Source organism: Flagellimonas lutaonensis (assembly GCF_000963865.1).
Lineage (GTDB): Bacteria > Bacteroidota > Bacteroidia > Flavobacteriales > Flavobacteriaceae > Flagellimonas_A > Flagellimonas_A lutaonensis.
The window spans coordinates 1,452,900-1,468,394 of the sequence record NZ_CP011071.1; the positions used below are offsets into that span (position 1 = coordinate 1,452,900).

General features: G+C 42.2%; 14 protein-coding genes. 11 read left to right on the forward strand and 3 right to left on the reverse strand.

All coding sequences use genetic code 11. The features are described from left to right. Window positions 1-9: 9 nt before the first annotated feature. A complete protein-coding gene (locus tag VC82_RS06665; protein WP_045801684.1) occupies window positions 10-990 on the forward strand; it encodes a DUF4837 family protein in 981 nt (326 codons plus the stop codon). A 50-nt stretch (window positions 991-1,040) separates the two neighbouring features. Here the strand turns inward: VC82_RS06665 and VC82_RS15895 are convergent, their stop codons facing one another. From VC82_RS15895 to tatA, 3 genes are all read right to left on the reverse strand, one after another. After that, complete coding sequence (locus tag VC82_RS15895) at window positions 1,041-1,211, reverse strand: DUF6747 family protein (protein WP_313777715.1); 171 nt, start codon at window positions 1,209-1,211, stop codon at window positions 1,041-1,043. Window positions 1,212-1,487: 276 nt separating this feature from the next. Further along, complete coding sequence (locus VC82_RS06675) at window positions 1,488-3,857, reverse strand: OmpA family protein (RefSeq protein ID WP_245616001.1); 2,370 nt, start codon at window positions 3,855-3,857, stop codon at window positions 1,488-1,490. Window positions 3,858-4,094: 237 nt separating this feature from the next. Further along, complete coding sequence (tatA, locus tag VC82_RS06680; RefSeq protein WP_045801686.1) at window positions 4,095-4,295, reverse strand: twin-arginine translocase TatA/TatE family subunit; 201 nt, start codon at window positions 4,293-4,295, stop codon at window positions 4,095-4,097. 173 nt (window positions 4,296-4,468) lie between these two features. On the opposite strand from tatA, the gene VC82_RS06685 reads away from it, so the two are divergent. The 10 genes from VC82_RS06685 (at window position 4,469) to VC82_RS06730 (ending at window position 15,374) form a co-directional block, all read left to right on the forward strand. Further along, window positions 4,469-5,338 carry a M23 family metallopeptidase gene (locus VC82_RS06685; RefSeq protein WP_045801687.1) on the forward strand — a complete coding sequence of 290 codons (870 nt, stop codon included), beginning with the start codon at window positions 4,469-4,471 and terminating at the stop codon, window positions 5,336-5,338. Window positions 5,339-5,342: 4 nt separating this feature from the next. Continuing rightward, window positions 5,343-6,845 carry a GH3 auxin-responsive promoter family protein gene (locus VC82_RS06690; protein ID WP_045801688.1) on the forward strand — a complete coding sequence of 501 codons (1,503 nt, stop codon included), beginning with the start codon at window positions 5,343-5,345 and terminating at the stop codon, window positions 6,843-6,845. Between the two features lie 39 nt (window positions 6,846-6,884). After that, a complete protein-coding gene (locus tag VC82_RS06695) occupies window positions 6,885-8,573 on the forward strand; it encodes a DUF6909 family protein (protein ID WP_045801689.1) in 1,689 nt (562 codons plus the stop codon). Further along, on the forward strand, window positions 8,573-9,568 hold the full coding sequence (locus VC82_RS06700) for a GumC domain-containing protein (RefSeq protein ID WP_045801690.1): 996 nt from the start codon (window positions 8,573-8,575) through the stop codon (window positions 9,566-9,568). The genes VC82_RS06695 and VC82_RS06700 overlap by 1 nt, the downstream gene beginning before the upstream one ends. A gap of 9 nt (window positions 9,569-9,577) precedes the next feature. Beyond that, complete coding sequence (gene rfbB / locus VC82_RS06705; protein WP_045801691.1) at window positions 9,578-10,606, forward strand: dTDP-glucose 4,6-dehydratase; 1,029 nt, start codon at window positions 9,578-9,580, stop codon at window positions 10,604-10,606. Then, complete coding sequence (gene rfbA / locus VC82_RS06710) at window positions 10,603-11,460, forward strand: glucose-1-phosphate thymidylyltransferase RfbA (protein ID WP_045801692.1); 858 nt, start codon at window positions 10,603-10,605, stop codon at window positions 11,458-11,460. Before rfbB ends, rfbA begins: the two co-directional genes overlap by 4 nt. A 10-nt stretch (window positions 11,461-11,470) precedes the next feature. Continuing rightward, complete coding sequence (gene rfbC / locus VC82_RS06715; RefSeq protein WP_045801693.1) at window positions 11,471-12,016, forward strand: dTDP-4-dehydrorhamnose 3,5-epimerase; 546 nt, start codon at window positions 11,471-11,473, stop codon at window positions 12,014-12,016. After that, a complete protein-coding gene (gene rfbD / locus VC82_RS06720) occupies window positions 12,013-12,789 on the forward strand; it encodes a dTDP-4-dehydrorhamnose reductase (RefSeq protein WP_045801694.1) in 777 nt (258 codons plus the stop codon). Before rfbC ends, rfbD begins: the two co-directional genes overlap by 4 nt. Before the next feature lie 123 nt (window positions 12,790-12,912). Next, window positions 12,913-14,166, forward strand: coding sequence for an oligosaccharide flippase family protein (locus VC82_RS06725; protein WP_045801695.1), 1,254 nt, complete (start codon window positions 12,913-12,915; stop codon window positions 14,164-14,166). Beyond that, window positions 14,163-15,374: an O-antigen ligase family protein gene (locus tag VC82_RS06730; protein ID WP_045801696.1), complete on the forward strand. Its 1,212-nt coding sequence runs from the start codon at window positions 14,163-14,165 to the stop codon at window positions 15,372-15,374. The genes VC82_RS06725 and VC82_RS06730 overlap by 4 nt, the downstream gene beginning before the upstream one ends. Window positions 15,375-15,495 lie beyond the last annotated feature (121 nt).

The following is a 15,495-nucleotide window of genomic DNA, read 5'->3' on the forward strand; positions in this document are numbered from 1 at the left end:
TTGGACACTATGAAATATTTGGGGACACTACTCTTGACCGGCCTATTGCTGGCCTTCGTTTCTTGTAACGACTTTTCAAAACAGAAAAAATTCTTACCTCCTTCCACAGGGAGCGTCAATTCACTTATGGTGGTGATGAACACCGATCTTTGGCAAGGCCCGGTGGGCGATACCATTCGCGAACGTTTTGCCGCCAATGTGGTGGGCCTGCCTTGGGAAGAGCCACTGTTTTCCATAACCCAGCTTCCACCAAGGGTGTTTCGCGGTACGGCCCTTGAGTCGAGGTCGATACTCTACGTATTGCGAGACACTACCTCGGCAGCCTATGTAAGCAAAGACGTCTATGCCAAGCCACAACGGGTAACAGTGGTCAAGGGGCGCAACGAGCAAGAGCTTATATCAAATATCCAGCGTATTTCAGACGAAGCGATTGCGGCCTACAAAAACGTGGAGATCAGTGAGGCCCAGAAGCGCTTTGCCCGTTCACTGAACAAAGAAAAGGCTCTGGAAGAGCGCTTTGGCATCAAATTGACCATACCCTCGGTGTACCGCGTAGGAAAAGAGGAGGATAATTTCGTTTGGATCGATAGGCCCGTTCAAAAGGGAACCATGAACATTATCGTTTACGAAATGCCCATGAACAGCCTTACCAATGATTCGACATTTGTAAAGGACATTGTGAAAATGCGCGATTCCATAGGCAAAAAATACATTCCCGGGCCCAACGAGGGAACTTATATGATTACCGAGAAGTACTTTGCCCCCTATGTATTTCCGGCAGAGATAGCAGGCAAAAAGGCGGTAGAGGTACGCGGTATATGGGAGATACACGGCTACCCCATGGCGGGTCCGTTCCTTACCTATATCATCAATGACAAAGAAAATGACCGAAGGTTGGTGATAGAAGGCTTCACTTTTGCCCCTGCTACCGAAAAAAGGGACTATATGTTCGAGTTGGAGGCCATTATAAGGACCTTGGAGATCTTGTAATAAAAAATGGGGGCATAGCCCCCATTTGTACTTTTTTGTCCGATGGTTTCTTAATCAAAGGCAAACCCTGTGGAAACTCTAAAAATAAACGCATAGAGTACCACAAAGAACATGATGAAGCAAAACCACGAGAAGATTTTAAAATACTTTTCAATCAATATATGACCCAGATTTTTAAAAGCTTCTAAATAAATTTCCTTAACAAGTAATAATTTCTTCATAGAAACATCTTTCACATTGAACATATTGGCAAGGTAAAATGCATGCTAGGATTTGTAAAAAAAAGGCGATAAAATGCCATGTAAAACGTATAAGTGGAAAGTGAGATGTTGTTGGATGGACGAAGGGCAAAAAATGATCGCTGAACAACCGGGAAACCTTTTCAATGGTCTTGGGAAGAACTGCCAGCTACCATCGATGAAATGCATTCGAAATCTACGGCAAAAGAAAACCCTCTTCAACGAGAGGGCTTTCAATAGGGGTCAGTTGGTTTGGCATTACATTTCAACTATGATAAATTCAGAGCGCCGGTTTTCTTGGTGCTTTTCTTTTGAACAGGGCACACCATCAGCGCATTCATTGAGTAGGCGTTCCTCGCCGTAACCGATGGCACTGGCAATTCTGGAGGTATCTATACCTTTAGAAATGAGGTAATCCCTTGTAGATTTTGCCCTTTTGTCAGACAGGTACTTATTGTACGCACTCGGACCGAATTTATCGGTATGCGATTCAATTTTAATGACCATGCTCGGGTATTCGGTCATGACCTCGACCAATTTGTCGAGCTCTTCGGCCGCATCGGATCGTATGTACGACTTGTCAAAGTCGAAGTGGATCATATCGGTCTTGAGCTTTTTAACGCCGTCTTCAAGCACGATCATTTCTTTCAAACGCTTCATGGCCACATCAGCTGTTACGACTTCGTTGTCTAAAGTGGCGATGGGCTGTTGTTCTTCGAAGAACTCTTTCTGCTTGACACGAACCATATATTGGGTGTGGCCCTCAAGGTCTTCAAACAAGAAGGTACCATCTTCACCGGTAATCGTTTCCTTTAGCTTAATGTTGTTCTCATCCAACAACTCGACAAGGGCATTGGGCATAAGGTCTCCTGTGATCAACTCGGTAACGGTACCGGTAATCGCGTTCAGATTAACAGCTTCTTCTGGTTGTAGGCGCTTGAATGAGTAAATATCGTCATCTCCCTTGCCTCCTTTTCTGTTCGAGGCAAAATAACCCTCTTGGGTATCTTCACGCACGATGAACGAAAAGTCATCGAGGCGACTATTGATGGGCTTTCCTAAGTTCTTTGGTGCTTCGAACCCTTGCCCTGACCGTTTGGACTCGAAAATATCGAGTCCCCCCAAGCCCACATGTCCATCCGAAGAAAAATATAGTTTTTCGTCATTTATAAAAGGAAACATCTCCCTGCCGGGGGTATTGATTTCTGGGCCAAGGTTCCGCGGCTCTGAATAAGTGCCGTCATCGTTTACATCGACCACAAAAATATCGGTCTTGCCCATCGTGCCGGGGCGATCTGATACAAAGTACAATTGCTTGCCATCAGGGCTCAAAGCTGGGTGGCCCGTTGAGAAGTCATCGCCGTTGAACGGCAGTTCTTTGCCTGTGGTCCATTCACCGTTGACCAGGTCAGAGCGGTATATCTTTAGATAATTTACCTTTTTATTGCCCCATATTATTTTTTTGCCCTTGGTATTGTTACGGGTAAAATACATGGTAGCGCCATCGGCGGTAAAGGTAACGGAGGCCTCATGGTATTTGGTGTTTATCTTTTTTGAAAACTTTTTTGACTGGTCGAGTGTTTTTGAGCGTTCGTTTATTTTGGCAACGTAAAGGTCAAGATAGGGCTGGTTGTTCCAATTGTACCGACTGGTATTTAAAAAGCCCGAATCTTTGGCAGATGCGTACACCATTTGGTCTTTGCCATAGTATATGGGGGAGAAATCAGAGTACTTTGAGTTGATGCCCAGATTTTTGATTTCCGTTTCATCGGCATCGGCCAAAAGCTCGTCTACAATTTCTTCGTTGGCAAGTGCTGCTCTTGCAGAGCGTTGGCCGGCCTCATCTTTTAGCTTTCTTTTGTAAAGCCGCATCATGCGCTTGGCCCTGCCATATTTGCTGTTGCCTTTAAGGGCATGGGCGTATTTGAACAGGTTGTCGGCCGATATCTCATCTTTGTAATTTTCATACAGCAAATGATACCATTTATAGGCCTTTTCCATGTTTGAATTGAAATAATGCGAGTCTCCTGCCCGTTGCAACACTTCCCTGGAATAGGCCCCGGCATTTTTTTCAAGGGCCAGGTCATAGTATTTGGCGGCCTCTTTGTACCACATCATCTCGTAATATTCATTGGCCTTTTTGATTAGCTTGGCCTTTGTTTTATCATTTGATACCGCCTTGTCTGCAACAAGGTCATCGAAGTCTTCTTCTATAATCAGTATCCAAAGATCGTCATTGTACTTTCCGTCAATGCCCGAATCATAATCGGCCACAGCGTCGCCCCAGTTCATATGGTGGTTCACACACACATAGCTCAACCCCTCTTTGGGATTTGTAATGTAGTGCGCATGCAACCCCTTTTTGGTCAACTGGGCAATAAACTTGTCTCGATATTTCTTTTTGGAATACGCGTTGGCGATCAAGTAATAGCCAGCGGTCATTCCCTTGACTTTTTTGAGCGATTTGGTCTTAATATCTGTTCTATCGGTGCTTGGATCGGCACCATCCATCTCATCACTGACCGTAACGGAGGCCACAGACTGGTACGCTGCGTCGGTCTCTTGCGAGCGTACAACGGATGATACCAGCACAAAGGCCGCGAGAACCGAAAGCAGTGGTTTTCTCATGCTATTTTTGGTATTGTAGGTTTTGGGCATGCATCTTAATTCCCCGGGGCTTTCAGACACATAGGTTAGCCCTATAACGTCAAAAGTACCTTGAATGGGGTTTTCGTCTAATTTTTTGTTGTGAAAAGAGGCATTTACGGCGTGAAATGGCAAAAAGCCAATTTTTTCAGCCATGGAAGCGGTAAGACACTGGTGAAAACCAGCAATTTAGGAAGATAAATGATTGTAAGAAAAGACCTAGCTTTTAGAGTCAGCCTCACTTTTGCCCTCTATCTTGTCATCCTCTCTAGAGGCGTCTTTGAACTCTTTTATGCCGCTGCCGAGCCCACGCATCAATTCAGGAATTTTCTTCCCTCCGAAAAGCAAGAGCACAACGACCACAATCAGTACAATTTGCCATGGTCCTAACATACCAAGTAAAATATTTTGAGCAATCATAGTATTCGTTTGATTAGTAAAAGTACTAAAAAGTAGCTATAATGCCTACAGCACACTAACGAAAGTTACGGGGTATAATTGTTTTCAAGACATTAAAAACCCGCTTGTGCGCATACTTTAACAAGGATTTTGCAATAACTGCCCAAATAAAAATCTAAGCCTATCTTTGTGAAATGGCAAAGCGTGTCAAAAAAAGAAAGGAAATCAAGAGAAAGCTGCTGCACAAGTATCGGTTGGTGATACTGAACGAGAGCACCTTTGAAGAGAAGATCTCTTTTAAACTGAACCGATTGAATGTTTTTGTGACCGGCAGTATTTTTATCATTGTTCTGATAGCCCTGACCATTTTGCTCATTGCCTTTACACCGCTTCGCGAATACATTCCAGGGTATTCGTCCACACGGCTTAAACGACAGGCCACAGAGCTTACCTACAAGACCGATTCGCTGATGACCGTATTAAATTATACCAACAGGTATTTAGATAATATCCGCATGGTGTTGCGTGGCGACATCGAGAATACGCAGACCAATCGCGATTCGTTGTTCGAACGGTACAAGCTAGACCCCAACACGGTTGACCTGACCCCGATAAAGGAAGATCTGGAATTGCGCGAGCAGGTCGAGCTCGAAGACAAGTACAACCTATTTGAACGGAATATCGACGGGTCTTGGGCGGTATTGTTCCCTCCCTTGACAGGTGAGGTGTCACAGGGGTATGATATGGATGAAAAACACTATGCCGTAGACATTACGGCATTGAAAGACTCACCGGTCAAAGCGGTCGCCGATGGTACCGTAATCTTTGCCGAATGGACCTCTGATACGGGCAATGTGATCATAATCGAACATAGCGATAACCTGATCTCTGCATACAAGCATTGTGGTTCGCTCACCAAATCGCAGGGCGATTTTGTCAATGCCGGCGAGGTTATCGCATCGGTGGGGAACACTGGCGAACTGACCACCGGACCCCATCTACATTTTGAGTTATGGAAAGATGGAAAACCGATAAACCCACAAGATTACATAGATTTTAACTAGCACCATGTCCATAAAAGCTTTTGCCGCGAAAGTTTTTGCCCTTTACGTACACTACAAAAATTCACAGTGGATAAAGAATCCCGTTGAGGCACAAGAAAGGCTCTTTAAGCAACTGATAAAACGGGGAAGATCAACAGCCTTTGGCAAAGACCACGGTTTTGATGAAATCAACACCCATGAAGATTTTGTCAAAAAGGTGCCAATAAGAGACTACGAAGCGTTTCGCTCTTATATAGATAAGATGAGAGAAGGAGCCGAAGATGTGCTTTGGCCGGGCAAACCCCTCTATTTTGCCAAGACATCGGGCACCACATCGGGGGCAAAATACATCCCCATTACCAAAGAGAGTATCAAGCACCAAATAGAGGCTTCTCGAAATGCCATATTGAGCTATATACGCGAAACGGGCAATGCCGGTTTTGTGGATGGAAAAATGATCTTTCTGCAGGGGAGTCCCGAATTGGAAGAAAAAAACGGCATCAAATTTGGCCGGCTCTCCGGTATTTCGGCCCACTATGTGCCCAATTACCTTCAAAGAAACCGTTTGCCCAGCTGGAAGACCAATTGCATTGAGGATTGGGAAACAAAGGTCGAGGCCATTGTGGAAGAGACCATAAACGAAAATATGACTGTTATCGCTGGCATACCCTCATGGGTACAGATGTATTTTGAACGCTTGAAGGCCAAAACGGGCAAAAACATTGGCGATTTGTTCAAAAATTTTGAACTCTTTATTTATGGTGGGGTCAACTACGAACCTTACCGTTCAAAATTTGAAGCCTTGATTGGTAGAAAGGTGGCCAGTATAGAGCTGTTTCCGGCAAGTGAAGGGTTTTTTGCCTATCAAGATTCCCAAGAAGATAGAGGAATGTTGCTGCTTCTAAATTCAGGTGTTTTCTATGAATTTATCAAGGCAGATGAGTTTTTTGATGAAAACCCCAAAAGATTGACCTTAAAAGATGTTGAGTTGGGGATTGATTATGCTATGATCATCACGACCAACGCGGGATTGTGGGCCTACAACTTGGGAGATACCGTTCGGTTTGTTTCTTTGGCCCCTTATAAAATAATCGTCTCGGGCAGAATAAAACACTTCATTTCCGCCTTTGGCGAGCATGTGATTGCCAAAGAGGTTGAAGAAGCCATGCGGTTGGCCATCGACAAGACCGGGGCCCAAGTCAATGAGTTTACGGTGGCACCACAGACCAACCCGCCAGAAGGCGAACTGCCTTATCATGAATGGTTGATAGAATTTGAGGATGCCCCAAAAGACCTGGATCACTTTTCACAGCTATTGGACGATGCCATGCAGAAGCAGAACAGTTATTATTTTGATCTCTTGGATGGCAAGATTTTACAGCGCTTGAAAATAACCAAGATTAAGAAGGGAGGCTTTCAAGACTATATGAAATCAGTTGGCAAATTGGGAGGGCAGAACAAGGTTAAGCGGCTTGCAAACGACCGCGAGTTGGCAGCGGCACTCTACGCTTTCAAGTTGCGGGAATGATTCATGATTCTAAGTATTTGATGTACTTTTGCCGGTAATATGATTGAGACGAAAGTAGTTAAGACCACAAGGGCGCAAGAATCGACCAACGCCATAGAGCGTCTATACATTACCATGCGCCACCTTTTGAACCGGGGTTTCTACAAGCCCTCGGGTGTTTCGGGCAATGCATTGCGCAATGCTTTGCTGGTTTTAAGACCTGAAATTTATGGTACCATTGCAGAAGAAAAGGCCGAACTGAACGGACTTTTATATGTACTTGAGAGGCTGCCAGAGGGCATCGAACAATGTAGCTATATTAACCTTACCTCAGATGAGGGGTTTTCAAAATCGCACCTAACGCCCATTATACCTCCAAAAAGACGGCGAAATTGCTACCGCATCGATGCCGAACAGATGAACATTGAGATAACAAGGGGGCGATCGGATATCTATGATATTCTTACCCACCTGACCTTTCTGTTCATCGAAGCAGATAAGATATGCGAGCGGGTGTTCATAGAAGAGCACAAGACCACCATTCGGGACTGGCAAAAGCTCGAGGAGTTCATCATTAAAGAGGAAAAAGAGGAAAACGAGCGTGAAGTCGCATTGATACATACCGCCAATATTTTGGGCAGAACCTTTGAGGAAATGACCGAAATGCACCAAAAACTGGCAAAAAGCAATGATCCCGACCGTTTTTTGAACATTGTGTATTGGTTGGGCAAGCTTTCTTTGGAAGAACGCACCACCGGCAATAGGCGCACCATTACATTCAGTCCGCTTTTACGGGAAAGGTTAGGGCACCACATACATGGCGAACGTTGGGCGAACACCATAAAAAGTGCCTTGTTTGAAAATGGTCTTTTTGAACGTCCATTGCATATTATCAGCGCCAACATGCACAGTGTAATGAACTCTTTGTTTGCCAGGGTAGCCTTGGGAAAGGAGTTTGAAGGCAAGCCGAATTTGGAGATTTATGAGGCCTTGAGTTCACCCAAGAACAATGGCCTCAGGAAAAAAGTGGAGGCCCACGCGGTAAAGAATGGCATGCTTTTTATAGACGACCGGTCAGGGGCGAACATCGATGTGCAGATATTCGATGTGGCGAAATTTGGCAAAGGGGCGTGTTGCTATAACTTTGACAATGAAAAAAATAACGAACAAAAACCCGTTATATTTGTGATGGATTATGCGTTTGGAGAGCAGGCGTACGAGACCATCGACGAATTGTTAAAGCCCTTTGAGAATGATGGAAAGAAGCACTTTTTGAACGTGGCATCCATCTCAATAATGGGCAAGGCCGGAATTTTAGATGGCGGCAAGGGAGATTTAATGATACCAACGGCCCATATATTTGAGGGAACGGCAGATAACTATCCGTTCAAGAACGAGCTTTCTGCCAATGACTTTGAAGGCAACGGTCTAAAAGTATTGCAAGGTACCATGGTAACGGTTTTGGGCACCTCTTTGCAGAACAGGGACATTTTAAAGTTTTTCCATGAATCCACCTGGAATGTGATTGGACTTGAAATGGAAGGGGTCCACTATCAGAAAGCGATACAGTCCGCATCAAAAATACGGAACAGTATAAAAAATGATATAAAGGTGCGCTATGCCTATTATGCTTCTGACAACCCTTTGGAAACGGGTAGTACATTGGCATCGGGCGGCTTGGGCACCACAGGTGTAAAGCCGACCTATTTGATAACCGATAAGATTTTAAAACAAATATTTGATTCATAATGGCAGAGAACCAAAACAACAACACAAACGAATCAGATGAGATAGACTTGGGGCAGTTGTTCAAGATGATAAATAATGCCTTTAATGCCGTATTTAGGGGCTTTTTAAGGTTTTTTCTTTACCTAAAAAGGAATGCCCTTATTTTGATTGGGCTGGCGGTATTAGGTGTGGGCATCGGGTTTGGCCTAAAACAGATTCTGTCCAAGAAAATGAAGATTGAAGTTATCGTAAGGCCAAACCTCGAGAGCAAAGAATACATGTACGATGTTGTGAATGAGATTCAGGCCAACATCAAGGCCGAAAATGAAGATTTTTTTCAGGAAATGGGTATTGAAGTCGAGAACCTTAAGGGGTTTGAGATAACAGTCGAACCATTGGGTGACAAAAAAAGCAAGCTTGAAGATGAGCTAAAATATTTAGAATTGCTTAAAGGACTAGATATTTCAGGTTCTGTTAGCGACATTGTTAGAAATGAAATTCTTGAACGCAATTCATTGAACCACAGAATAATTTTTACGTATCAGAGCCAGAATTCTGGACATGAATATGCTCAAAAAATAGTAAATTATATTAACAGCAACCCTTATTTCATAGAGTTAATTGAAATTTATAGAGACAATGCCCAAAATAGGATTGAGAGAAACAGTGCTCTTATAGCCCAGATAGATGAATTGATAGAAAACTATACGCAAAATCTGGCCAATCAAGCAGCACCTCAGGGCGAAAGTAGAATAGTATTGGATAATGAGGAGCGAATGGATATTAGAGCATTGTTTGACCTCAAGAATGACCTAATCAAGGACATGGAGGTCAAAAAGGTTGAACTCAAAAAGCAAACAGAAGCAGTCAAAATAATCAACTTCGGCAAGCCCCATGAAGTGATAAAACCCTTCTTCGGAAAGAAACTGGTGCTGCTACCGACACTTTTCATAGGAGCATTTTTCCTTTGGTCGATTATCAAATATTTGAACAAGAAAGCCAGCGAGCTGGAATAACTTTTGTGCATGCTGAACAACCGGCAACCCATATTGATCACCGGCGGTGCCGGATTTATTGGAAGCAATTTCATAAGATATTATCTAGGTAGAAGGGAGGATGTACATGTCGTAAATCTAGACAAACTTACCTATGCCGCAAACCTTGAAGGTCTTTCAGAATTAGAAGATAAGGAGAACTATAGCTTTATAAAAGGCGATATCTGTGATGCTGATTTGGTATCGAGCATTTTCGAGGAATATGGTATTGCCTCGGTCATTCACTTCGCGGCCGAGTCGCACGTGGACAACTCCATAGAGCGCCCGGCCGACTTTATCAAAACGAACATTGAGGGTACGTTTACCCTTTTGCAGGTTGCCAAACACCATTGGCTAGAAAGGCAGTCAGGAGTTTCAAGCGACCGCAGGAATCGATTTCACCATATTTCGACCGATGAGGTCTATGGCAGTTTGGGTGCAGAGGGCAGTTTTGACGAAACCTACCCCTATGCCCCCAACAGTCCGTACAGCGCCTCTAAGGCCGCTGCTGATTTTTTGGTGAGAAGTTACCATCACACCTATGGCCTCAATACGGTGATCAGCAACTGTTCCAATAATTATGGTCCCCATCAACATGGTGAAAAATTGATTCCCACCATTATCCGAAAGGCATTGGCAGAAGAGCCGATTCCTATCTATGGAGACGGAAAAAACGTTCGCGATTGGTTGTATGTAGAAGACCATTGTCGTGCATTGGAACTCGTATTTGAGAAGGGGAAATCAGGCGAAACCTATGCGGTTGGCGGCAACTGTGAAAAGACCAATCTGGAGTTGGCCAAGAATATTTGCTCGATTTTGGATAAAAAGGTTCCTAGAAATGAAGGACGCTATGCCGATTTGATCACATTTGTAAAAGATCGCCCCGGACACGATTTTCGATATGCAATCAATTCCTCAAAAATAAAGGGTGCCCTAGGCTGGAGGCCTAAAGAGGATTTGCGATCAGGACTTGAAAGAACCATTGACCATTATTTGGAAAAATATATCACCAAAGCATGAAGGGAATCATTTTGGCAGGAGGATCTGGAACACGCTTATACCCTTTGACAAAGGTTTTGAGCAAACAGTTGATGCCCGTTTATGACAAACCCATGATTTATTATCCGTTGTCAACGTTGATTTCAACAAGAATACGGGAAATATTGATCATAACCACCCCGCATGATACTGAGCTATTTAAAGAATTGCTCGGTGACGGCAAGCAACTGGGATGTTCATTTTCATATGAGGTCCAAAACGAACCAAACGGTCTTGCTGAAGCCTTTATAATTGGAAAAGACTTTATTGGTGACGATAAAGTGGCCCTGATTCTTGGTGACAACATTTTTTATGGCTCAGGCCTGTCAAATCTTTTACAGGAAAAAAGTAATCCTGACGGGGGAGTGATTTTTGGCTATCACGTCGAGAATCCGCAACGTTATGGGGTGGTCGAATTCGATGACAATGGCAAGGTGTTGTCCATTGAAGAAAAACCGCAAACCCCAAAGTCCTCCTATGCGGTGCCAGGCATTTATTTTTATGATAACAATGTGGTTGAAATTGCCAAAAATATTAAGCCAAGCAATAGGGGCGAACTTGAGATAACAGATATTAATCAGGCGTATCTTGAAATGGGAAAATTACAGGTAAGTATTTTGGATCGCGGAACAGCATGGCTTGATACGGGTACTGTTTCATCATTGATGAGAGCCTCACAATTTGTAGAAGTCATAGAAAAACGGCAGGGCCTCAAGATTGGATCAATAGAGGAGGCCGCTTACAATATGGGATATATCACCAAAGAGCAACTTCATAAATTGGCAAGGCCACTATTGAAGAGTGGTTATGGTGAATATTTAATGAAATTGCGATAGTGCCGGAAATATGAAGATTTTAAAAACAATATTTGAAGAGTGCTACCTAATACAGCACGAAGTGTTCAAAGATGGACGCGGCACTTTTCAGGAGGCCTACAACAAAAAAGCATTTGAACACTTGACCGGCACCAAGGTAGATTTTGTGCAAGACAACCTGTCAACCTCTAAAAAAGGGGTTTTGCGGGGTCTTCATTTTCAGAAAGAACCCCATGCCCAGGCCAAGTTGATACGGGTGGTGAAGGGCGAGGTGCTGGATGTTGTGGTCGATCTTAGAAAGAGCAGCAAAACCTTTGGCCAGCACTATAAGATGCGATTGAGTGCAGAAATGGGTACTTCATTTTTTTTACCGAAAGGTATGGCACATGGTTTTCTAAGTCTTTCCGATGAGGTGATTTTCCACTACAAGTGCGATTCTTTCTATAACCCCAATGCAGAAAATGGTATTGCTTTCAACGACCCGGATTTGGCCATTGATTGGGGGTGTCCAATAAACAAGCTCATGCTATCAGAAAAAGATAGGCGCTTGCCAACATTCAATTCATTGAACTTATGAAAAGAATATTGGTAACCGGTGCTGGAGGCCAACTTGGGCTTACCCTTCAAGAACTGGCCCCTAACTATCCAGAACTGAGTTTTGATTTTAAGACAAGTGAAGAACTTGATATAACCAAGAAGGCAATGTTGGGCAAAACCATTAGTGATGACCAATACCACTACTGCATCAATTGTGCCGCATTCACCAATGTGGAAGACGCGGAGAAGAATCCCCCCCAAGCCTTTGAGGTAAATGCAGAGGGGGTAAAGAACTTAGCGGAAACTTGCAAAAAAAACAAGGTGGTATTGATACATATCTCTACCGATTATGTTTTTGACGGAGAAAAAGACAGTCCCTATTTGCCCGGCGATAAACCCAACCCCATCAATGAATACGGCAGGTCAAAGCTACAAGGGGAAAGATATGTTCAAAAAATACTGGACCACTTCTATATTGTACGAACCTCATGGCTTTATAGTAAAAAACATGGCAAGAATTTTTATCGGACCATTCTGGAAAAAGCTAAAAAAGGAGAAACCCTGAAAGTTACTGATACGCAAATTGGGTGTCCAACAAATACAATATCATTGACCAAATTCTTGTTTGAAGAATTGATAAAGAAAGAACCACCTTTTGGAATCTATCACTTTACTGATGGTGAAGCCATCTCTTGGTATGAGTTTGCGAAGCGAATTTTAAAGGAGCAGAGACTTGTAAACAGTTGTATAAAGGCGGGTCGAATAAGGGCAAATGTTTTAAGGCCAAAAAACTCAATTCTTGGTCAACGATAAAAGAAATAGCATTTTGCAGGTAAAAATCTTTATTGCGTCTGTTGAGTGCTTTGATTCTTATAGGGCAGATTAAGATTTCAGAGATTCTAAACAAAACTGCACATGACTTTATAGGTGAATTTTATGGGAAATAAATTTGGCAGACTTCTTTCTAATTTTTCATCCTTGAGCGGGGTTCAATTTGCCAATCTCATTCTGCCCTTTGTTTATTTACCCTATGTGGCAAGAGTTTTGGGCATCGAGAACTTTGGTATTGCCGATTACGCGCTTAGCTTTTCAGTATATTTCAATTCATTGGTAAGCTATGGGTTCGATTATTCAGCTTCAAAAGCCATAAGCCAGGCCTCCAATAATGAAGATCGCAACAATATTTTCAATAAGGTTATAAACACCAAATTATTTCTTTTTATAGTCTTTGGGGCAATCTATTTCTTTCTTGTGCAAGTAGTGCCTTCTTTTAAGGCTGAGTCAAAAGTATTTCACTTAGCCTTCATAGGGTGTACTGCAAGCCTTTTAAGCCCTTGGTTTTTTCTTCAGGGTGTAGAAAGGATAAAGCTGATAGCCAAAATCAACTTTGTGGTGAAATTGCTGGCCACAGGCATAGTTTTTCTGCTGATTAAGAAACCAGAGGATTATCCTATGCTCGTTATAGTAAACACACTTCCGCAGTTGGTCTTGAGTATTTTTATAATGTACTGGATTGTAGCTACATACAAATTCAAACTTAAGCGCGCATCCTTAAAATCAATTATAAGGGCATTAAAAAAGAATTTTTACATTTTTGGAAATGAGTTCTCAACATTGGTCTTGGTAAATTCTATACTGTTGGTCATGGGTTTTGTGGTCTCAAAAAAAGAATTAGGGGCATATACTTCGGCATACAGAATTATCTCAAGTATGCAACTACTACTGGTTGCACCATTTGTGAAGAGTGGACTGCCATTTTTTTCGAAGCTGTATAGTAATAGCCGGCAAATGTTTTATCGTGACTTGAAGAAAGTGGGAAGTATTTATTGTATTACCGTTTTTTTATGCTGCACGCTGGTATTTGTCTTTTCTAAAGAAATTGTTTTTATACTCTTTGGCAAAAGTTATTTTCAAGCGTACTACATTTTACGTATTATGTGCTATACACCCTTTTTTCTTTCTATATCAGCGGTGTATGGATGGATAGGGATACATATACTTGGTGCTGAAAACAGGCTTTTTCTTACAACAACTTCTATCGGCACTTTAGGGATATTGGGGGCTATTCTATTTAGAAATCATTTGAATGTCAGCCATTTTGCCTTTATTAGAATTTCTACTGAGTTGTGCATCAGTTTGATGGTTTCACTTATATTTTTCAATCTGGCTAAGCGAAGGAAGAAACAATGAAGACACTTTTCAGAATACTTATAGCATTTTATGTTTTGTCAATCTTCTTTCTTGAAATTAGTCTTGTTCCAAACAGGATATTTTTAGTATTGGTCGTTCTTGCTTCTTTTTTGGCAAAAAGAAGGGCAAATTCATGGAACATAAAATATCAGGGAACAATTCCTCTAATCTTCTTTATAGTACCGAGTATATTTTTATTGTTTCAACAATGCGCTTCAAATTTCGTGCTGTTGAATTCCATAATACCACTTTTCTTCATTATATACTATCTCAACATTGGGGAATCGATAGAATTACGTAGATGGATTTACGACAATCTGGTGTACTCTGTTATTGTTGTTTTTTTTGTTTCATTGCTTGGTTCAGCATACGCGGTAGTTGAAACTGCCAAATCTGGGGTTACACCAGAGGGATATTACTGGTGGAACGAGTTCACTCACAAAGGATTGATGTCAACCCTTAAGGTGCACCCTACTTATATGGCAATGTTTATTTTAAGCGCTATTTGTGCAACAATCGAAAAAATAAGATTGAAAGAGAGAGGAAGAGCGATTCTGCTCGACTCGTCTGTTCTTTTCGTTCTTGTCCTGTTTTTGTTCTTGGTAAGCGCAAAAATCAGCTATTTGGCTTTGTTGTTCATACTGCTATTTGCGATTTCACAATATTTCCTTTCAGGTAGAAAAACAAAGGCTCTTCTGTTACTGCTCCTAATCATTTCTATAGGAATGATGGCTTGGAACTTTTTCCCCTCGATTGGCGATAGGGTGAAATCTGATTTAAGAGATTTCAAAGAGGCGGAATATCAGATAAAAAACAAAAGTAAAGCCTCGGAAAGAATATTCATCTGGAAAGCTTGTCTAGAATACCTCAGCAATAATCCTATGGGGAGCTTCTGCAGTGATGAAAAAGAGCTGGTTTCGAAATATTTCGAAGGGAATTTCCAAGGAGAGCCAAAAAACGCGCACAACAATTTTTTGGAATACTCTTTAATGTATGGGGTAATAGGAGGATTGATATTGATTGCTTTCGTCATATATGCCTTCTATCTAAGCTTTCGGTTCAAGCAAAATATGCTGTTTTATGAAGCCATGGTGTTTTTTGTAATTTCGCTAACCGAGAGCACACTGGTTAGAGAGCTGGGGGTTATTCATTTTGCTGTTTTTCTGCAGATGCACCTAGTTCAAAACTCTCTTAAATTAAACAGGTAGTAATTTGTTCGAACTTTTTGAAACGGATTTTGTCGGAATTGTACTGTTTGGCATGTATTTGCCAATATTGGTGATAATTCACATCTTTTTGCTGGGCAAGAACCTAAGATCTCAAACTACG